This is a genomic window from Dorea longicatena, from assembly GCF_024168045.1.
Classification (GTDB): domain Bacteria; phylum Bacillota; class Clostridia; order Lachnospirales; family Lachnospiraceae; genus Dorea_A.
This window is the reverse complement of the sequence record NZ_CP100126.1, coordinates 1853974-1874820: the sequence shown is the minus strand read 5'-3', so window position 1 is coordinate 1874820 and position 20847 is coordinate 1853974. Positions and strand designations below refer to the sequence as shown.

Genomic DNA, 20847 nt, shown 5'->3' with positions numbered 1-20847 from the left:
TAAAGAGAAAAGGGGATAAAAGATGGTAACAAAAAAACAGATAACAAATGATTGGGAGCAACTTTTTCCAGAATTAAAAAAGACTCGATTACTTGAAATGGATAATAGATTGGGTCCATTGATAACAGGAATCTATCTAAAAGTAATTAGAAATACATATTACACACCGGTTTTTTATGTACATAATTTATGCAGAGAATATTCTAGCATTACAACATCATTAGAGTGTACTAGTGAAACAATAGAGTTAGAAAAACATGAAGAACGTTATATGTTTTCAGCAGAAAGGTTAAAAAATAAATTGTTGATTCCACTTAAAGGCGATGTCTCAATAGATAAAATTATAGAAGGCTATAAGTTCTTTTTAAGTAATCCAAGAAGAAAATCATTTGAAGAATATAAAGATATTGCTCTGGTTTGTGGATGGTATGGAGAAAAGAAAATACTTGACGATATCCTCGAATATATTTGGAATAATGTGCAAAAGGATAAAAATCATCCTTTTTTTAGAAATAAAGATAGAGGAGTAGAAGGATGGTTTGAAAAAATTTGCGAGGACTCAAATGATTATGAGAGACTTCATGAAATATGTGAGAGAGAAATACAAAAACATAAAGTAGAAAAGTTGCCATATAGAAACATTATTTAAACTCAGGTATATAAGAAAATGCAAGTAGAAGAATGTGTAAAAAAATTAAAAAGCAAAGGTATTATTGATTCCAGAGAAATATATATATATGCATCATTAAAAAATATAATAGGTGGAATGTTTGGAAGCATAAGAGGATTAGTTTTGTTATGCATATATGAGGATGTTTTATATATTTATCGAGCCAATATTGATAATTCTTATGGCGAACGATTAGCGAAAATTTATATTCCAAATATGAAAAATATCCAAGGGAAAGCCGGATTATTTGGTGGAAAGTTTTCTTTCAATTATGAAGGGCAAGAATATAAATTTAAATTGCCATCAAAAGCTGGAAAATTTGTGGATTTTTTCGTAAAGTAAAAGTATGAGGATAGATACCAAAATGAAAAAATTACAAAAATATATAATGATTTTGGAGACAGTATTGTTATGTACTGGATTTAGTGCTTGTTCAAAACAACCAGACTTCGATGCCAAATCCTACGTCCAAAGTTCTCTTGATGCATACTATCATGGAGAATATAAGGACTATGCGAATCTGTTAGAAATCTCGGAAAAAGATGCCAAGAAAGAAATCGAAGAGGATTTTAATGAGAGCATCCAACAGCAATTTGATGATTCCGATAACATTACAGACAAAGGAATTGCTGATTATGCGGAAAAACTGACAGAAGTAAAGAAACTGGCAAAATATAAAGTACAGGATGTGAAAGAAGAGGATGGAGTCTATACAGTAAGTGTACAAGTTGAACCATCCAATGTATTTCAGACATTGCAACAAAGCTCTACAGAGGTAAGCAATGAAAAAATAAAGCAGGGACTGGATGGAAATGATCCGGAAGTCTTTGCAGCTGTATTAACAGAAAGTGTCCAGAAGAGTCTTGAAAAGAACAGTTATGGGAAAGCTGTTACTGTAAAAGTATCCGTGGAAAAAGATAATTCAGGAAAATATGGTCTTTCGGATACAGAGATGAGTAAGCTGGAAGCAGCAATGTTTCCAACAGAATAAGAAGGAATGGAAAGCTATCAGAAGAAAAAACTGGTAGCTTTCTTTTAAACTCCAAGACAAGAAAATTTGTTAAAAAAGCTATTGTAATAGTAGAAAAATTATAATAAGTAATGGATGACAAGAGACTTTTATTCATTATGAGGAAAAGAAGGAATCTCCTATGAACCAACAAGAAATATTCACATAAGAGAGAAAAAAGTGCTGTAATCGAAGAGGTTGCAGCATTTTTTTCTTTGATATTTTTCAAACATTATAACGTACATATCCGGTCACCGCCATGCTCCGATTTGATCTCTATACGAAAAATCAGATCGGAGGAAAGATAAATGGCTTATAACAAGACAAGTGAAGAACGAAAGTGGAATTATTGGAAAAAACAGGAAGAAAAGAAACTGCGTGAACTGGGAATGGAAGAAGAGAAGATCCGAAAGTTGCGCCAGATGGACAGGGAAGATTTTCTGGAAGAGCGCAGATACCGGGAACATCTGGATGAAATGATGCAGGATATGGATTCCATAAAACAAAGGGACAGAGGACGGTTTGCACAGGACATCCGAGAACTTTTAGACAACATTGGAGACCGACGGATCTATGAATTATTAAAGGGCACAGAACATCAGATATTAGAGATACTTTTGCTTAGTACATGGGGATATTCAGGAAGAGAGATTGCCCAAATTATGGGAATGGCAGAACAGACCGTTTATACCAAAAGAAACCGTTTAAGAAATAAATTAAAAAATTTGTTGAAAATTGAATAATAACAGCATTTTTCGTCGGCTATTTAATAGGCAGGTAAATTTTGCCAGTGTACTTTGACAATCCTATACCAGCATTACAGGTACGTTCCCGTAAGTAGAAGCGTGTCAGGAAGGCGCGAGGACAGATGAAAATAACAGGAAAGAATATAAAAAAATTCTTTGCTGGTGTTTTTGTTTCGAGCGAATCACCTTTAACTGAAACAGGACCGTGGCGGTCTTTTGCGAGGATCACTTACGAGGGGATAATGATACATAGGAACTGCCAGTGAGCAGAGGATGGACTTTGGGTTGTAATCAGCAAGACCTTTAGAAAATCCATGAGCGGTGCAATGCCAAGCATCCGCCTGTAATGTTCCCGTAAGGCAGTGGGGGGAGTCGAGGACAAATACAACGCCAAAAAACAAAAGTATAAGAAATCAAGGAAGAATGTGTCGTTGATATCAGATACATGCGGCTGTAGGGAGTAATCCTTTACAGCCGTATTGATGTGGTATCAGCACGCATATCAGGTAACAAATTATGTATTACACAAAAGAATATTTAAAAAGAGCACATCGTGAAATTGATACAATCTTTCGTGTGCTGTTCCCGGAACATGGAATGGCAGTAAGGGAAGAACAGATTATGTTATGCCACGAAATGCTGGATAACCTGCTGGGAAGAAACATAGCACTGTGTGACGCAGGTGTCGGTATCGGCAAGACGTATGCTTATCTGGTGGCCTGTGTTCTGATGAGAAAATATTCCCTCCTTGCAGAAGGATGTTCCCCTTATGAGCAGCGTCCGGTCGTGATATCCACTTCCAGCATTGCACTCCAGAAAGCAATTCTTACAGAATATATCCCTTTTCTCTCCCGGATTCTTCAGGAGAACGGGACGATTCAGGCCCCCATTAAAGCTGTGATACGAAAAGGGAAAGAGCATTTTGTCTGCGATGAGAGGTTGGAGCAACGAATCGTTGCAATCGAAGAGAAAAACAAAAATGCGTTGCAGAAAGAAGCTCTGCTGTCGTTGAAAGAACATTATGATATGGACGAAGTGTCCAACTTAAGTGGGTTTGACAGAAGGATGGTGAGTGTACCGAAGTTCTGTTCGGGAGACTGCCCGAAAAGAGGTTCGTGCAGGTATCAGCAGTATCTGGAGCGTTCCAGAGATAATGAAATGTTCATTCAGATCTGTAATCACAATTATCTGCTGGCTGATGGTTATCACAGACTGCAGGATTACCGCCCGTTATTGAAAGATTACAGGGCATTGATTGTAGATGAAGCACACAAACTGCCGGATGCGGCAAAGCAGATGTTCGGGAAGAGCCTGTGTTATGACGATATCCGGGAAATATGCTTTTATCTAGGGAAAGAGTACCAAGGACCGGAGATAAGGAAATTGTCCGGCACGATCCGGATGGTGCTGGACATTATAGGAGAAAACCACAGAACCAGATATGGGATAAAAGAAGAATTTCACATGACAGAAGAGTGTGCAATGTATTTATATGAGGGGATACAGACCATGAATAAGATCATAGAAAAATTAGAAAAGAAGATTCCAAAGTGGATCAGAAACAAGCTGGAAGAAACCAGAAGTGTGCTGGAATGCTTTTTCCATCAGGATAAAAAGTATGTGCTGCATCTGAAGCAGGACCATGACCACCGGATTATATTGTGTGCATCCAGCAGACGGATTCCGCAGTACCTGGACCAGATGTTATGGAGCAGAGGTATGGGAGCGATTCTTACAAGCGGAACTTTAAAAACCGGACAGGGATTTTCCCACATTCGGAAAATGACAGGATTACAGAGGATGCGGAGAGTCCGGGAATATGTGGCAGACTCCCCGTTTGAATATCAGAAGAACTGTCTGTTATATCTGCCCAAGAATTTGAAAAAATACAGAAGAGGAAGTCAGGAAGAGGCAGAGATGATAGCAGGTCATATTCATTCGCTGATCTGTTCGACTTACGGACATACGCTGGTGCTGTTCACATCTTATCATTTGATGGGAAACATTTACCAGATGTTAAGGGATGAAATTCCATTCCCGATGATAGAGGTGTGGAGACATTCCCCGGAAGAGATCACAAGATTTAAACAGATGGACAATGCTGTCCTTTTTGCAGCTGGCTCCTGCTGGGAAGGAGTAGACTTCCCCGGAGATATGGTATCTTCGCTGATCATTGTAAGACTGCCCTTCGCTGTTCCAGATCCCATCAGCGAAGCACAGAAGAAGGAATATGCCGGTCTGAAAGATTATATTCAGGCAGTGATTGTTCCAGACATGCAGAAAAAACTAAGACAGGGATTCGGACGGGCGCTCCGCACCGAGACAGATACTTGTGTCGTGTCCATTTTAGACGAGCGTGCAGGAGAAGGCGGCAGGTATCATGAGGAAGTGATGTGTGCGCTTCCAAGCTGCAAGATGGCAAAAGACATCAAGGATATCCAGCACTTTATCCGAAACCGGAAAGGCGTGGAATACTACCTGTAACCGTTCGTGGTTCTGCTACAGGAAAAGCAGATTTTGCACGAAAAGTTTGGTGGTATTTCAAGGGCGTTTTCGGTGGGATTGTTGGTATTGATGAATAGCTATTTCGGCATGAAGTGGGTATACTGTGTATAGCGTTAGAGGAAAGGAGGCAGCTTATGATATACAAGGTGGAAACGATAAAAGATGGAACAGAAAAATATTTTTTCATCAGAAATCTGGAAACAATGAGTATTGAAGAACTGCCAAGTAAATATCTAATGCATAAGATTAAATGTAAACGTTCACCAAATACAGTGAAACGCACAGCATTTTCAATCTGCTATTATATGAAATATATGGCAGAGAAAGAAATGGAACTCACAGAAGTCTATCAGTTAGATTATGAAAAACAGACAGAACACTTTGTGGAATTTTTATACTGGCTTAAAGCCGGAAACCATACAGAGCAAACGGCTGGAGAAAAGAAGTGTCCGAATGAAGGAACCTGCAACGCATACTTAAAAGATGTGTTCAGGTTCTATTTATTTATAGAGGCAGAATATGAACAGTACGGAAGTCTCAAAACCTTATCGTATAACCAGATTATAGCGGTTAATCAGGTGGGAGTAAAAAAGGTACTGCGGAATCATTCTTTTAAAGCCTATCTGAAGGAAGAGGAACATCGTGGGAGAACAGCAAAAGAAAATCAGATTATTACAATTTTACAGGCCTGTACGAACCGAAGAGATCAGCTTCTGTTACTTATGTTAGCAGAAACCGGATACAGAATTGGGGAACTACTGGGAGTAAAATATGTCAAAGATATTGATTATAGGAATCACATGATAAGGGTATGCTTCCGGGAAGATAATGAAAATGAAGCGAGAGCCAAAAATGCGGAATACAGAAGTGCCAAGATAAGTAATGATACGTTTGAATTTCTCATGGATTATCTGGCAAAATATCGGAAAATCCTGCAACATCAGGATTACCTGTTTGTGAATATCATGGGTGAGAACATTGGAAAGCCATTAAGAGTGGACAGTGTATATGATATGTTGGACCGAATGGAAAAGAAAACCGGAGTTAAAATCACACCCCACATGTTACGTCACTATTTTGCAAATATGCGAAAGCAGGCAGGATGGGAACTGGAAATGATCAGTCAGGCATTGGGGCATAAACATTTGGATACGACTATAAAGTATCTGGACTGGCTGGATGATGAACTGATAGAAGCAAGTAATGAGTTTTATGCACAACACACTGCTATTTATGGGGCGGAACGTCTGCTGGAGTAGGGAGGTGTGAGAAATACCTATATATTTATTGCAACAGGCAGAACACATAACAGAATCTGAAGTAGATATTGAGAAGAAAAAGCAGGAACTATATTCAGAAATTGATGCACTTGGAATAAAAAGCGATTCAAGAATTAACAAATTGAAAAAGTTCTTGGCAGATAGAAAAATCTGGCATCTGGAAGAAATGGATTATCCTTTGCGAAATTCGTATGAACAATATTTAAGAGGACAGATACGATCACAAATTGTATCTTTCTATTTGAAAATATATGATACGGTAAAACAACAACATATCTATCAACAGATGCAGACGCTAAATGGAAAGCGGATATATGAATGGAAATATCAAAATAAAATTTATTTTCTGAAGTATTATCCGGAAAAGGAAATAGCTGAGACCTTTGAAACTTCTTATAAAACAAACCTATTGGTGTGGGATTTTACACAAAATTGTTCAGAAGTTTTAAAGAAACAAATTTTTTATACGTTGAGTCGTATCATTGCAAATACTTCAATGTCTAAGGCTTATAGAAATGTCAGGTTAAAATCCTTAAAACTTCTTTATGATTCTTGTGTTCAGTTAAATATTACGGATATTGGATTGCTGGAAATGGAACAAGTGGAAACTATTTTAAAGAATTTTCCCGAAACGAGTCAACGAAGTATTTTACACTGAGACCAGATTGTCTGACGAGAGAAAATGGCCAAGATATGATTGAAATATATCAAGTTAAAACTAAAAGATATAAAAAACCGATCAGTAAAGAACTTGCAAAACTGTTACAGAGTTCTATTGAATATACACAGGAAAAGTTCGGTGATACAGAATACATATTTGTTAATGAAAAAGAACCTGACCGCCCGATGCAGTATATGGCTATAAAAACAAAAGTCATGTCCATGATACAGGAAAAGCAGTTGAAAGATGATCATGGCGAATTATTCGGGTTTGGAACGCACATGTTCCGGCACTACTATGGCGTCAAACTTACAGAAATGCATCTGGATGACTGGACGATAGCGAGACTATTGGGGCATAAAAGACTGAATAATGTACAGCATTACCGGAAAATGAGCAATCAAAGAATGGCAGACGAAACCAGAGAAGTAAGACAGATGATGAGTGACATCATATATATGAGTCTGGCAGGATGGGGTGAAGAATATGAGCAAATACGACAAGATGATTGAGGAAAATCAGAGAAAAAGTAAAGAGAAAATTGAACTGGCATTGCAAGCAATACAAGATATGCTGGCAAATAAAGAACGTATCAGTGTTCCAAAGCTGATGAAGAAAACCGGATTGTCGAGAGGATTCTTTTATAAAAATCCAACCGTCCGAGATACATTGAACCAAGCAGTAGAGCAACAGGCCGGAATGATAGATCCAAGAAGAGAAATTCTGAACATGGCGATGGAAAAACAGATTGAACTGCTGAACCAGAAGGTAGCAGCTCTAACCAGAGAAAATAAGGAACTGAAGAGAAAGAACGAAAAGTTACAGAAGGCATTATGGAAACAGGATTTGAATTTTATTAAGAACTTATAACATTGAAAATAATGAGATGGAAGAGATGTGTGTAGACACATCTTTTCATCGTTGAGGATAAAACATATAGAATGAGAATGGGATTGTTTTATGGTATACTAAAAGTGAAATGCTAACTTTGATATGAGGTATAAAACAATATGACAGAAATACAAATTAAAAATTTAATTAAAGAATATGAAAAAGAATATATTGAGTTTATGGAAATTGAGAAATTACCACAGTATAAGATAGATTTTTTTGAAATTAATGTTGAGGAAAGCGATGCAGCAGGATTCGCTTCAGCCGCCCAAGCTTACTATAATACGAAAACAGATGAACATATATTAAGGATATGCAAAAGTTCGGAAATACCAAGGTATATTGTGTTTCATGAATTTACGCATATTTTAGATACGGAAATGTATGCAAAGCAAGATTCTTGGAAATATATGGCTTTGTCTGGTTATACAGAATATCATGCAGCACAAGTTGAATTGATGATAATGTTAGGAGCAGATAGTATACAAACTCAAGATTTTTCATTTACAGTTGATGTTGAAATAGGTAATAGTACAGTTAGGAATTACCTAAACTCAAGACATCAATTAGTAGTGAATATGATGAATAGAACAGATTTTCCAAGAGATATTGAAGCATTAAAAACAACGGTAGGTGTGCTATATAATTATTTTGGAGTGCGTTCTATATGTAAAATGTATACGAAAGATTATACTGAAGAAGTGGATAACACAATTATTATTCAGAAACTTTCAAAAGTATTATTTGAAGAGATAAATAGCTTTATGGTTGGATGGTTTAATGAAGCACAAGTAGAGCTGAGCTTTGTGTCATATATGAAAATAATGTGGCCTATGCTTCAAAGCTATTTTGGAAAAGAATGAAAGATAGTAACAGTAAACACAGTTTTGTATACAGTTAAACCCAGTAAAATCAACGCATGAGGGGAACTGGCTACATTTTACTATCCTATCTGGTGGGGAATTGCAGCATGGCCAGTAGATAACTTTGTAAAAGAGAATGACTTTACAGGAAAAACAGTCATCCCATTCTGTACAGCAGCGACCTCGGGAATCGGTGACAGCGGTAATCTTCTGGAAGAGATGACAGGAACAGGTGACTGGAAAGAAGGGGAACGATTCCATGGTGGAGCGTCTGAATCAGATATCAGTTCATGGATAGACAGTCTTGGATTATAAAAGAATATAAAAATATTTGGAGGAATCGTAACAAAGAGAGACTTCTGTCCGGAGTCTCTTTTTTTTATACTTACAGTAAAGTTTGAAATATAGAAAAGGAAGATAAAGATGGAAATAAGAATTTTAGGAAGAGACTTAGAAGTATCAGAAATCGGATTTGGATGTATGGGAATGAGTCATGCATATGGAACTGTTTCAACACAGAAAGAAGCAGAAGAATTGATTGAAAAAGCGATTGATGAAGGCTGCACATTTTTTGATACGGCAGAGATATACGGAACAACAGAAGACCCTCATCACAATGAAAAACTGCTTGGGGAAGTGTTAAGGCCATATAGAAACAAAATTGTCCTTGCATCAAAGTGTGGGATACGTTTTGATGAAACTGCAACAACTGTAAATAAACCTTTGATTCCTGATGGACGACCGGAGACGATTAAGGCATCGATTGAGGGATCTTTAATGAGACTTAACACAGACCATCTTGATTTGTATTATATTCATCGTATTGACATGACTGTACCGATTGAAGAGACGGCAGGAGCTATGAAGGAGTTAATGGAGCAGGGAAAAATCACACACTGGGGATTATCAGAAGCCAGTGAAGAGATTATTCGACGTGCACATAAAGTATGCCCGGTTACAGCGATTCAGAATAGATATTCCATGATGTACAGGGATTATGAGAAATTATTCCCGGTGCTTGAAGAATTGAAAATAGGATTTGTTGCATTTTCGCCGCTTGCAAATGGATTACTGACAGCAGCATATCATTCCCATGGGGAATTTGAAAAGCCGGGAGATTATCGAAGCGCAATGCCACAGTTTACAGAAGAAGGATTAAAGGAAAATAATGAATTTATGTCCTGGATGAAAGTGATTGCAGAAGAAAAAAATGCCACGCCTGCACAGATTTCTCTTGCCTGGATGCTTGCAAAGAAACCATATATCGTACCAATTCCGGGAACAAGAAAAGTAAATAGACTGGAAGAAAATATGGAATCAGCAGATATAAAGCTGACTCAGGATGAAGTAAAATCTATTGATGAGATGCTTGCCCATATTCCGATGTCGCAGGTGTTTGGAGGCTCAAAAATACAGAAGAAATAAAAGAGGTGAGCAATGAAAACAAGGAAAAAGATAACCATCGTGGTAATAGTGGTTTTCTTAGCGGTAGTCATGGTGGGTTATATCTATCTGTTTACAGGGACTAAAATAAGTAAAGGAGAATAGAGATAATGAAGAAAATGTTAGTTGTATATTATTCCTGGTCAAATGGAAACACGAAAAGAATTGCAGAGCAGCTGACTAATGGGACAGGTGCAGATATTGCGAGAATCGAAACAACAGAGCCATACAGCGGCAGTCATGAAGATGTGGTTGAACAGGGAAAAAGAGAGGTAGAGGCAGGCTTTATGCCTCAGATCAATCCGATATCTGTAAATCTTGCTGATTATGATGTGATTGCTATCGGAACTCCAACGTGGTGGTATACGATGGCACCTGCAGTGCTTACATTTTTGACAACAAATGATTTTACAGGAAAGACAGTGATTCCATTTATGACAAATGGTGGATGGCCGGGGCATGTTATAAAAGATATGGAGGAAAATTGCAAAGGAGCTGCCTTTGCACATGAAATGCAGATTCAGTTTGATTCCAAAGGAAAAGATCATCTGGAAACTTCAGAAGAGGTGATTACAGAATGGATTGGGCAGATAAATACTGATATAAACAAATAACCATAAGGAGAGATAAAACAATGAGAAAAAATTTTGGAGCAAAGCCATTTTTATATCCACAGCCGGTTATGATTCTGGGAAGCTATGATGAAAATGGAAAGGCAAATGCAATGAACGCTGCATGGGGCGGAATTGTAGGTGCAAATGAGATTATTGTAGATTTGTCTGCCCATAAGACAACAGACAATATTATAAAAAATAAGGCTTTTACAGTAGGGGTGGCAGATCTTGAACATCTGGTTGCCTGCGATTATGTGGGAATTGTTTCTGCAAATAAAGAAGCAGATAAGATGAAAAAAGCAGGCTTTACTACAACGAAAGGTGAATTTGTAAATGCACCAATCATCAATGAACTTCCATTGACTCTTGAGTGTGAACTTGTAAAAGTCATTGATGGCAGCAAGTATCTTGCGGAAATTAAAAATGTAAGTGCAGATGAGAAATATCTCGGTGATGACGGAGAAATTGATCTTAGTAAGTTTACACCAATTACATATGATCCGGTACATCACGGATATTACAGACTTGGAGAACGTGTGGGAAATGCTTTTAAGGATGGAGCAAAGTTAAAATAAGGACAGGTGATTAAAGTGAAAAAAATTGTACAGACAGCAGGAAGAAACGCACTGAATGAATTTGCACCACAGTTTGCACATTTTAATGATGATGTTTTGTTTGGAGAAAACTGGAATAATCAGGATATTGATGTAAAGACAAGATGTATTATAACAGTCACAGCACTTATCGCTTTAGGAATGATTAATACATCTTGTATCAGATTTTTACCTATGTAAAAAACCGCAGCTATCAATTTGGAGAAAAAGAGAATACAGTTTCAGGGATGCTTCTTTACGCGAAGACGGAAGAAGAAATCCAACCGGACAATGTATATCAGATGCATGGTAGTCGGATAAGTGTTAAGATGCTTGATTTGAATTTGCCGTTTGCAGAGATTGTCAGTCAAATGGATAGAATTGTGGAGACACATTTTTCTGGATTAACAAAGGCATGTTCTATGCAATCAGTCAGAAAATATCTGGATTAGAAATAAAAGCCGGTATAGGAGAACTTACTTCGGAAAATGTAATTGTACAGGCAGATAAATTTATCCAGACAGCAGATGCCGGACAAAGATTTATATTGCGTCTTGGAGTTGTAGCTGTTCCGGTAATTTCTATAGGAACTGCGTACATACTGATTAAACGGAAATATATTATTGACGAACGTAAGTATGAAGAACTGGTAGCGGAAATAAAAAGCACAAATAAAAAATGATTCAATAATAAAGCGGAGCAATAGAATGAAAAAAAGAATTATCGTCGGTATATCCATTGCAATATTATTATGTAGTGTTGTTTTTTGTGTGGCAGTTCAAAGAAAAAGTTCATTTGTTGAAGGAGTCGTTATCGAAAAAAATGAGCAGTTTTAAATACTAGAAACAGATATACAAGAAGAAATAATCTGTTATTGGCCAGAAAGATATGATTATTCAGTTATATCGCCGGGAGATAATATAAAAGTTTATTATAGTGGCGAAATTTGGAAAAAGAGTCTTGCACGAATAAAAAATGTAAAAGAGATTGAAAAATAATAGCCTTGCAGACAGGAAAGAGCGAATATAAAGAAAAAATTTTATTGATTTTTTACAGAAATTGAATATAATATAGTTGAACAAAGAGATTTGTTCAATTTGAAGTGCGTTGCTACTTTGAGTGCAAGCCTTTAATTTAAGTACTTCACTACTTTGAATGTGAACCTTTAATTTAAGTGCTTCGCAGCTTTGAATGCGAACCGTTAATTATCAGGGAGATAAGTGTATATCTCCCTGTTTTGCTTTGCTGCGGAGGATAAATATGGATTTTTATCGTATAAATGAGAAATACAATCAGTTTCTGTAAAATTATGAAAAAGAGAAAAGAGGAGTTACAAAAGTACCGAATATCAGATATACAGATCGTAATAAATTTGCTTTTGGTGTGGTTATGCAGATAAATGGAATGAACTATTTTTAATTAAATGTATTTGTAACATATTGAAAAATACAGTACATAAAACATAAAAAACCACAAACCCAGATCTCCCCACACCTCTCACAAACTTAAGTGATGTGTCCAACGGGGAGATTATTTTATTGACAAAAAGAAGGAATCCCCCATGAACCAACAAGAAATATTCACATACATCCAAAAGCAATACCCCACCCACCCGAAAGAACAACTTTCATGGAGGTTCAGGCAGAGCCGGACATGATAGGTAACTACAGCGAAATGTAGCACCTGTCATTGTGATCGAGCGTGATCTGGATGTGATGAAGAATGCAGATTACATGATTGATATGGGCCCGGGAGGTGGAGATGCCGGGGAAACGATTGTAGCAGCAGGCACGCCAGAGGATATTATGGCGTCAGAACAGAGCATAACCGAAAAATATCTGAAAACAGAAAGAGGATAAAAATTACATGAGAACATATAAAATACGTTTATTAAAATGCAGCGGAAAAGACCAGAAGATATCCGCTTATCTGCAGCTTCTGACAGGCCTCGATAAAGTGATGGCTAACCGCATCGTATCGAACCTTCCAGCCACACTGTTTGATAATCTGGACGAAGAAGGCATGGAATATTTTAAAGAGGCGTTTGATTTTTATGAAGTAGAATACGAGATCACACCACTGGAAGAAACATGTGAGGTGTGCGGCTATCCATCCAGACAGGTCATTGTACTTGGGAGAATTGTAGAATATTATGGTCAGAGAAATGGCTTCTTACAGCTTGCGAAAAAATATAATTTTGAAACGAAGGAAGACCTGTCTATGGCACCATTTCTGATCCGGGATGGTATGGATGCGGAGAAAGCCGTTAAGCTTCAGCAGGAATTGACCAACATCGGAATCCGTTCACAGGTTATCCGCAGCGGAAGTCCGGTGACAGAAAGAAAGCGGAAAAAATTCTTTCAGAGATTGCTCTCTTCGGAAGTATGATCTATAATGAGCGGTGCATGTTTTCTTGTAAAGAGAAAATCATACTGAAAAAGGAAGGACATTGAGAAAGAATGAAAGATTTAACGAAGGGAAAGCCCTCGGCACTGATACTAAGTTTCGCATTACCGATATTTTTAGGAAACTTATTACAGCTGACCTACAGTCTGGTAGATACCAGGATTGTCGGCTCGTTTCTGGGAGAAGATGCACTGGCAGCAGTAGGTGCGACCAGCACACTGAGCGGTCTGATCATCGGATTTTTACTGGGATTATCCAACGGATTTGCGATTATTACCGCACAGAAATTTGGTGCGAAGAACATCGCAGATATGAAAAAGTCCTTTGCAATGTCGCTTGTGATCGGGACTGGAATATCCATTTTATTTACGATAGCAGGACTGCTATTTTTGAAACCGATCTTACATTTCTTAAATGTGCCAAAGCATCTGGTTCCAGTGGCGAAAGGATATATCGCGATCATCATAGCAGGACTGCTTGCAACATTTTTATATGATGCCTGTGCGGCGACGCTTCGTGCAATCGGAGATGCAGTAACACCATTGATCATTCTGGCGATATCTGTAGCACTGAATATCGTGGGGGATCTGTTCTTCGTTGTGGTATTGAAGACTGGCGTAAAAGGAGCAGCAATTGCAACTGTACTGGCACAGATCATTGCATTTGTGATCTGCTGGATCTATATGATTAGAAAATATGAGATATTAAGGCTTCAGAAAGAGGATTTTAAAGATCCAAGTCCAATCATGGTAAAAGAGATGATAAGTGCCGGAATGTCGATGGGATTTATGAGTTCTCTGGTTAATATCGGTACTTTGACATTACAGACGGCGATCAATAAGCTTGGAAAAGACATTATCATTGCCCATACAGCGGCGAGAAAGATCTCGGAGATATTCATGATCATGTTCAGTGTATTCGGACAGACGATGGCAACTTACTGTGGACAGAACATGGGAGCAGGGAAGATCGACCGTGTGAAGAGAGGCATCTGGCTGGCGATTGTCTACACTGCGATCTGGTCAGGACTTACGATCATTGCAAGTTATACGATCGGAGTATGGCTGGTATATCTGGTAACCGGAAGTTATAATAAGACAGTAATCTTAAATGCAACAAATTATCTGAAGTTTGATACGCTGTTTTATATTGTGACTACCTTGATCTGTATTTTAAGAAATGCGATGCAGGGATTAGGGGATCATATTACACCACTGATCTCTAGCGGCCTTGAGATGGCAGGGAAGATCGTGATCGCGGCCACTCTGGTTCCGTGGCTTGGATATACGGGTGTGATCATCTGTGAACCGATCGTGTGGTTCATTATGGTAATCCCGCTTTTGATCCAGACATTCCGGATGCCGGTACTCAGGACAGAAAAGACAGATGGAAAAATATAGAGGGGAAATATAAATAAGAAAAATCAATTTGAGAGGATAAGATAGATGGAGATACATATTCTTGATATGATCCAGAATTTAAGAACGCCAATAGGAGATGTGGTTGTTCCGCTCATTACCAGACTTGGAGATGCGGGAATCATATGGATCATTCTGACGGTATTATTACTGATCATTCCGAAGACAAGAAAGACAGGGGTGATCATGATGGCGGCATTGCTGGTGGATGTGCTGCTCTGCAATGTGCTCATAAAGAATCTGGTGGCAAGAACCAGACCATTCGATGTCAATACAGCAGTACAATTACTGGTCGCAAAGCCGCGGGATTACTCTTTCCCGTCGGGACACACGGCGGCTTCATTTGCTTCGGTTACGGCATTGTATCTTGCCGGAGAGAAGAAGATGTGGAAAGCGGCTCTTGTACTTGCGGTTCTGATCGCATTATCAAGATTGTACCTGTATGTGCATTATCCGACTGATATTATCGGCGGCGTGATATTCGGAAGTCTTTCCGGATATCTGGGATATAAGATTGTGGAATGGATACAGAAGAAAAAGATAAAATAGAGATAGAAAAAAGAGCAGGGCAGGCAGCATTATGCTGTCTGCCTTGCTCTTTTACTGACTACCAGTGCGATACAGAAGATCGCAGCGGCAAAAAGTAACTGGATTCCATAGTTGCGGTATAAGAGTTGTCTCTGTGCCTGAGTGAGAACAGCAGAGTTATTCAGCAGATTGTTACTGATCTCATACCAGTAGACCGGAAGAAAATGAGCCACGGTTTTCACGCCTTTTCCCATGATATCAAGTGGAACGAATACACCGCACAGGAAGCTCATGCCAAGTGTGACAACATTTACGAGGGCGGTCAGGATATCTTCTTTGGTGATAAATGTACCAAGAAGGAAGGAAAGAGCAAGACCGACCAGAAGCAGGGTCAGACTGTTGAGCATATAATATGGCATCTTTGACGACTGGAAAAATGCTTTCCGGTAAAAGAAGAAAGCAGGGATCCATGTTGTGAGCAGCCAAACGGAGCATCCGACTGCCAGATATCCCAGTGCAAGCTGCAGATTCTGGCTTCTGATGGACACAGCCGAGCAAAGGATTCGCTTTTGCAGATCCGGCTGATGGAATGCGATCATGATCAGTCCCATTACATAACACAGTATGGAGATTAACACATATGGCAGATACTGATACATGTAACCATAACCCGGCGTCTTTTCAGAAGAAGCAGATTTTAACATCGTAACATGAGAAGAACTGTCTGCATGTTTCAGAATATATGCAGCTGCCTCTTTATCGGAATAACCACTGTCTGTCAGGACACGTGCCTGATTCAGATAGGTGTTGATCTGTTGATCGACGTAGTACCCGTCTGTGCTTCCCGGAATCTTGGATACCGGCAATGCCTGATGTTCACGGAGACAGGAGACTTTAAAATCTTTCGGAATGGTTACGATATAAGAGACATTCCGGTTAAAGAGTGCGTCCTGGAGTTTCGCAGTGTCATCCGGCATTTGCCTGATGGTATGATACTGTGATAAATATGTGGAAAGTCCTTTGGAAAGCACGCCTCCGTCATGATCTACCACACCTACCGTGAGTGCTTGGGCATGGAACCCGGTGCCGGAAGTATTGCTGTCGCTGCCGGAGGCAAGGATTCCGATCGTAAGGAAGATTGCCAGATACATGAATACCATCAGGAGATTGCGTTTGGTTATGATTAAAAATCCTTTAAATACTGTCATAACGTTCCCTCCTTATCATAAGAAATGAGAAGCTGATACAAAGCAGGCACATGATTACAAGAATCAGGATACACCTGCGGTAGCGGACAGCATCATCATAGACACTGAGGCAGTAGAATGCATCACTTAAGACACTGGCAGGATTGATCCGATTGATGACCGGGCAGTGCTGTTCGATCACATTTTTCATTCCACCGAACATCAGGCCTGCAAGGAAACTCGGTAACAGTGTAACGAGGACACCGATTCCGGATTTGACACTGTAGGACAGTTTGCCGGCGCATCCGATCAGGATTCCGAGACAGATACCGATCAGGGTTCCCATAAATGTAATGAGAAGAAGTTTCGGAATGTCATGCCCAAGGCTGATATGAAGTACCTGGGTAAGGTAAAGCTCCAGGATCAGGATGTTGACGAAATGAATACTTTCCAGTACCAGCAGATCGCCGAGAATCAGGGAAAGTTTGTGGGTCGGTGTGATGCTGCGCCGTTCTCCGAGTGCACTTAAGTTCGCCTGAAGCTGAACCGTGGAATGGATGCTTAAGTAGACTCCGCTTAAGCAGGCAAATGCGATTAGTGCGAGAAAATAAGTCAGTGTCGGATCTAAGGAATGTCCGCCTAAGGACTTTTCTTTCACCAGTGTCTGATAGTCGTTCAGGGAGGCAAGGGCGTCCGAAAGCTTTTCCGGATGCTGTGTGGCAATATCCCGGATCATGTCAGCATTCTTTTCATAGCTGTCCAGAAGGGAAGACAGAATGCTCTGGTTAATGCCATTGGAAGCAATGGTAAGGGAAGAAACCGACTTCACGTAATAGATGCCGGATATTTCCTCCCGCCGGAGCGCTTTTTTGGCAGCTTTTTCTGTCTTGTAAGAATGGATATCGATCATGTCCTGATCCGTTTCATTCAGGAATGTCAGGAAAGATGCTGCATTTGCGGAACTGCTGTCTACTGTGACGATGGCAACAGGAACCGGTTCCCAGTCAGTCTCTCCGGTTCCTGCAAGACCGGTATTTCCAAAGGACACATAGAACAGGGCTCCAAGGATGAGCGGAAATGCGAGAGCCCAGAACATGATAGAGCGGGAACGTATTGTCTGTAAGAACTGATATTTTAATAAATGTAACATAAAGTGTCCCTCCTTTAATCCCTGAGTTCTTTTCCTGTGATCTCAAGGAAGACATCATTGAGAGTCGGAAGCTCGGAGAAGACGCGTCCGAATGGAATGTCCTGTTCCTGCAGGTAATTCAGTACCCGGATCAGATTGTGTTTTGCACCGCTGCAGCGTAGGATCATTGTCTGATCTTGGTATGATAAGTCAAATACATGTGAAAGGGAGCGGATATCTGCCAGGTTGTTTTTCGTTAACGCAACCGCTTCGATCGTGATCGTCTCACCGGTCTTGATCATTTTTTTTAGTTCTTCGGTTGTGCCGGAAGCAAGTACACGGCCATGATCAATGATCGCGATCCGGGTACAGATCTGTTCTACCTCTTCCATGTAGTGAGAGGTATAGATGATGGTAGATCCTTGACGGTTGAGTTCCAGAATCCCTTCCAGAATCTTATTACGGCTCTGAGGATCTACAGCAACGGTCGGTTCATCCATGATGATGAGTCTGGGCTTGTGGACAATGCCGCATGCGATATTCAGTCTTCGTAAAAGTCCGCCGGAGAGTTTCTTCGGGCGCATCTTACGGAAATCGGACAGACCGGTGAATGCGATGGCCTCTTCCACGAGTTCTCTTCGTTTTTGTTTGTCTCTGATATAGAGTCCGCAGAAATAATCGATGTTTTCATAGACGGACATCTGCTCGAAGACGGCAACGTTCTGCATGACAACACCGATATCCTGCTTGATATCGTAGCTGTCCGGCTTCATGTCTTTTCCAAAGATCGTGATCGTTCCTTTGTCGTATTTTAACAGTGCGAGCAAGCAGTTGATGGCGGTGGTTTTACCGGAACCGTTTGGTCCGAGCAGTCCGAAGATCTCACCTTCTTCGATGTCGAGTGACAGGTGGTCAAGCGCTAACAGATCACCGTAACGTTTTACCAGATTTTCTATATGTACAAGCATAAGATTCCCTCCTTGATGATTTGTTACTTGTAGTATAGCGGATGGCTGATTATAATGGTAGTGTCACCGGTCATAAATTGAATGTGACAAATGTAATATAGGAGAAAAGAATGAGAAAGATAACAGATGAAGGATTTTTGTTCCTTTACGGAGCAGGACTTCTGGTAACAGCGGAAACAGGGATTCCGGCGGTTATCACTATTCTGTTTGCGTGTATCTATACCTGTGTGAATCTGGTAGGGGAAGAAAAGTATCTGCATTACATTATGACGATTGCTTTCGTGGCAGCCGGAATTGTTTTTAAAGAAATGTGGATGTTTCTTCCGGTAGTTTTATATAATATGCTATGCTTTTATTCTCCGGTTTATATAGGGGTTGGTGGTATAATCGTGGCCTGTGAGGCGCCGGCGTTCCGGGAATATTACGGGTTGGAAAAAGAGATGCTTATTGTTGCCGGGCTGGCAGCAGCAGTTCTGTTATATGGACGGACCAGGAGGCTAAATGAATTGGAGCAGAAATATAAAAGGGCCAGAGATGACAGCAGAGAACTGACACTGATGCTGGAAAAGAAGAATCAGGATCTGCTGGAAAAGCAGGACACAGAAGTATATCTGGCCACACTGAAAGAACGGAATCGTATCGCCAGAGAGATCCATGACAATGTGGGACATATGCTGTCGCGATCTATCCTGATGGTGGGAGCGTTAAAGACTGTTAATCAGGCTGAGAATCTGAAAGTCCCGATGGAGCAGTTGGATCAGACGCTGAACGAAGCCATGACGAATGTAAGACAGAGCGTGCACGATCTGCATGATGAGTCGGTAAATTTAAAAGAAGTGATGGAATCGCTGGCAGAAGAATTCCGTTTTTGTCCGGTACAGCTTACTTATGATATGGGATATGATATTCCAAAAGAGATCAAATACAGCTTTATAGCCATTACGAAAGAGGCACTGAATAACGTGATGCGCCACAGCAATGCAAATGAGGTGAAGATTTTGGCAAGAGAACATCCCGGACTATATCAGCTGATCATAGAAGATAATGGAACGTTAGATGAGCGGATCCGGCCAAACGGAGACCGAGAAGAATATGCAGAGAAGGAAAGTGCTGGAAAGACCGGAAACGATTGGAAAACAGAAAATACAGAAAGCAGCGGAATCGGGATCGAGAATATGAAAAAACGTGTCCGCATGCTTGGCGGAACCATGCAGATCCAGAAAGAAACTGGCTTTCGGATATTTATTACGGTTCCCAAAAATGAGGGGAAAAGATGAAGATAGTAATTGTAGATGATGATATCCTGGTGTCCAGTGCGTTAAAGACAATCCTGGAAGCAGGAGGAGAAGTAGAAGTAACCGGCACCGGACAGGATGGAAAAGATGCCGTCCGGTTATATGATGAACTGCTGCCGGATGTTCTTCTGATGGACATCCGTATGAAGGATATGAACGGTCTGGATGCCGCAGAACAGATTTTGAAAAGGCATACGGATGCAAAGATTCTTTTGCTTACCACGTTTTCCGATGATGCGTACATCGTAAAAGCATTAAAATATGGTGTGAAAGGATATCTGATAAAACAGGATTACGGCAGTATCCTTCCGGCATTGCAGGCGGTGCAAATGAATCAGACCGTATTCGGAACTGAGATTATGTCCAGAATCCCGGGATTGCTTCAGAAAGAGCAGAAAGAAAAAGAGCAGACATTTGACTGGAACAGTTACGGAATCGGAGAACGGGAACTAGAGATCACAGCACTGGTTGCTGAGGGACTCAGTAACAAAGAGATATCGGAGAAAGTCTGCTTAAGCGAAGGAACGGTCCGGAATTATATCAGCAATGTGCTCGAGAAACTGGAATTAAGAGATCGGACACAGCTTGCGGTGTATTATCTGCAGAGAGGAAGAAAATGTGATAAGAATAAATAGGAGCAG

At 39.9% G+C, this 20847-nt stretch carries 24 protein-coding genes and 2 pseudogenes; 23 read left to right on the top strand and 3 right to left on the bottom strand.

Annotated elements, in window-relative coordinates; genetic code table 11:
• Positions 1-22: 22 nt before the first annotated feature.
• From NKF87_RS08915 to NKF87_RS08820, 21 genes and pseudogenes are all read left to right on the top strand, one after another.
• A complete protein-coding gene (locus NKF87_RS08915; RefSeq protein ID WP_173699801.1) occupies positions 23-649 on the top strand; it encodes a hypothetical protein in 627 nt (208 codons plus the stop codon).
• A gap of 18 nt (positions 650-667) precedes the next feature.
• Positions 668-1012: a hypothetical protein gene (locus NKF87_RS08910; RefSeq protein ID WP_173699803.1), complete on the top strand. Its 345-nt coding sequence runs from the start codon at positions 668-670 to the stop codon at positions 1010-1012.
• A 22-nt stretch (positions 1013-1034) separates the two neighbouring features.
• Positions 1035-1661 (top strand): hypothetical protein, encoded by a 627-nt coding sequence (locus NKF87_RS08905; RefSeq protein WP_253583456.1) that lies wholly within the window; start codon positions 1035-1037, stop codon positions 1659-1661.
• 326 nt (positions 1662-1987) lie between these two features.
• Entirely contained in the window at positions 1988-2422 is a 435-nt protein-coding gene (locus NKF87_RS08900; protein WP_253583455.1) for a helix-turn-helix transcriptional regulator, read from the top strand.
• Positions 2423-2941: 519 nt separating this feature from the next.
• Positions 2942-4909: an ATP-dependent DNA helicase gene (locus tag NKF87_RS08895; protein WP_227597321.1), complete on the top strand. Its 1968-nt coding sequence runs from the start codon at positions 2942-2944 to the stop codon at positions 4907-4909.
• Positions 4910-5064: 155 nt separating this feature from the next.
• Complete coding sequence (locus NKF87_RS08890) at positions 5065-6189, top strand: tyrosine-type recombinase/integrase (RefSeq protein ID WP_006426957.1); 1125 nt, start codon at positions 5065-5067, stop codon at positions 6187-6189.
• Between the two features lie 28 nt (positions 6190-6217).
• Positions 6218-6868, top strand: a complete 651-nt coding sequence (locus NKF87_RS08885; RefSeq protein WP_253584342.1) for a hypothetical protein — start codon at positions 6218-6220, stop codon at positions 6866-6868.
• A pseudogene (locus NKF87_RS08880) lies at positions 6862-7383 on the top strand (tyrosine-type recombinase/integrase); the annotation flags it as partial. The gene NKF87_RS08885 and the pseudogene NKF87_RS08880, both read left to right, overlap by 7 nt.
• Positions 7358-7741, top strand: coding sequence for a DUF6262 family protein (locus NKF87_RS08875; RefSeq protein ID WP_227597930.1), 384 nt, complete (start codon positions 7358-7360; stop codon positions 7739-7741). The pseudogene NKF87_RS08880 and the gene NKF87_RS08875, both read left to right, overlap by 26 nt.
• A 140-nt stretch (positions 7742-7881) precedes the next feature.
• On the top strand, positions 7882-8625 hold the full coding sequence (locus NKF87_RS08870) for a hypothetical protein (protein ID WP_215721249.1): 744 nt from the start codon (positions 7882-7884) through the stop codon (positions 8623-8625).
• A gap of 66 nt (positions 8626-8691) precedes the next feature.
• The gene (locus NKF87_RS08865) at positions 8692-8940 is read left to right on the top strand and encodes a flavodoxin (protein WP_243187886.1); all 249 of its coding nucleotides are present in this window, start codon (positions 8692-8694) and stop codon (positions 8938-8940) included.
• Between the two features lie 108 nt (positions 8941-9048).
• Entirely contained in the window at positions 9049-10050 is a 1002-nt protein-coding gene (locus NKF87_RS08860) for an aldo/keto reductase (protein ID WP_117597790.1), read from the top strand.
• A 128-nt stretch (positions 10051-10178) separates the two neighbouring features.
• Positions 10179-10682 (top strand): flavodoxin, encoded by a 504-nt coding sequence (locus tag NKF87_RS08855; protein WP_021650495.1) that lies wholly within the window; start codon positions 10179-10181, stop codon positions 10680-10682.
• 20 nt (positions 10683-10702) lie between these two features.
• Positions 10703-11257, top strand: a complete 555-nt coding sequence (locus tag NKF87_RS08850) for a flavin reductase family protein (RefSeq protein WP_117597791.1) — start codon at positions 10703-10705, stop codon at positions 11255-11257.
• A gap of 15 nt (positions 11258-11272) precedes the next feature.
• Positions 11273-11452, top strand: a pseudogene (locus tag NKF87_RS08845) (carboxymuconolactone decarboxylase family protein); the annotation flags it as partial.
• 238 nt (positions 11453-11690) lie between these two features.
• Entirely contained in the window at positions 11691-11957 is a 267-nt protein-coding gene (locus tag NKF87_RS08840) for a hypothetical protein (RefSeq protein ID WP_117597792.1), read from the top strand.
• Positions 11958-11982: 25 nt separating this feature from the next.
• Positions 11983-12111, top strand: coding sequence for a hypothetical protein (locus NKF87_RS14260; protein ID WP_274600900.1), 129 nt, complete (start codon positions 11983-11985; stop codon positions 12109-12111).
• Positions 12112-12966: 855 nt separating this feature from the next.
• A complete protein-coding gene (locus NKF87_RS08835; protein WP_330368907.1) occupies positions 12967-13134 on the top strand; it encodes a hypothetical protein in 168 nt (55 codons plus the stop codon).
• Positions 13135-13141: 7 nt separating this feature from the next.
• Positions 13142-13663, top strand: a complete 522-nt coding sequence (locus tag NKF87_RS08830) for a hypothetical protein (RefSeq protein ID WP_006428884.1) — start codon at positions 13142-13144, stop codon at positions 13661-13663.
• 71 nt (positions 13664-13734) lie between these two features.
• Positions 13735-15081: an MATE family efflux transporter gene (locus NKF87_RS08825; RefSeq protein ID WP_117597793.1), complete on the top strand. Its 1347-nt coding sequence runs from the start codon at positions 13735-13737 to the stop codon at positions 15079-15081.
• A 45-nt stretch (positions 15082-15126) separates the two neighbouring features.
• Positions 15127-15648, top strand: a complete 522-nt coding sequence (locus NKF87_RS08820) for a phosphatase PAP2 family protein (protein ID WP_117597794.1) — start codon at positions 15127-15129, stop codon at positions 15646-15648.
• A 29-nt stretch (positions 15649-15677) separates the two neighbouring features.
• On the opposite strand, the gene NKF87_RS08815 is transcribed toward NKF87_RS08820, so the two are convergent.
• Genes NKF87_RS08815 through NKF87_RS08805 form a run of 3 tightly spaced genes read right to left on the bottom strand, consistent with a single transcriptional unit; the run spans position 15678 to position 18911 of the window.
• Positions 15678-16835 carry an ABC transporter permease gene (locus tag NKF87_RS08815; protein WP_117597795.1) on the bottom strand — a complete coding sequence of 386 codons (1158 nt, stop codon included), beginning with the start codon at positions 16833-16835 and terminating at the stop codon, positions 15678-15680.
• On the bottom strand, positions 16822-17964 hold the full coding sequence (locus NKF87_RS08810) for an ABC transporter permease (RefSeq protein ID WP_117597796.1): 1143 nt from the start codon (positions 17962-17964) through the stop codon (positions 16822-16824). The genes NKF87_RS08815 and NKF87_RS08810 overlap by 14 nt, the downstream gene beginning before the upstream one ends.
• Before the next feature lie 14 nt (positions 17965-17978).
• Positions 17979-18911: an ABC transporter ATP-binding protein gene (locus tag NKF87_RS08805; RefSeq protein WP_055195684.1), complete on the bottom strand. Its 933-nt coding sequence runs from the start codon at positions 18909-18911 to the stop codon at positions 17979-17981.
• Between the two features lie 110 nt (positions 18912-19021).
• Here NKF87_RS08805 and NKF87_RS08800 point away from each other — a divergent pair, with 110 nt between their 5' ends.
• Together NKF87_RS08800 and NKF87_RS08795 are read left to right on the top strand one after the other, a co-directional pair.
• Complete coding sequence (locus NKF87_RS08800; protein WP_117597797.1) at positions 19022-20188, top strand: sensor histidine kinase; 1167 nt, start codon at positions 19022-19024, stop codon at positions 20186-20188.
• Positions 20185-20841, top strand: a complete 657-nt coding sequence (locus NKF87_RS08795; protein ID WP_055281489.1) for a response regulator transcription factor — start codon at positions 20185-20187, stop codon at positions 20839-20841. Before NKF87_RS08800 ends, NKF87_RS08795 begins: the two co-directional genes overlap by 4 nt.
• Positions 20842-20847: the final 6 nt, after the last annotated feature.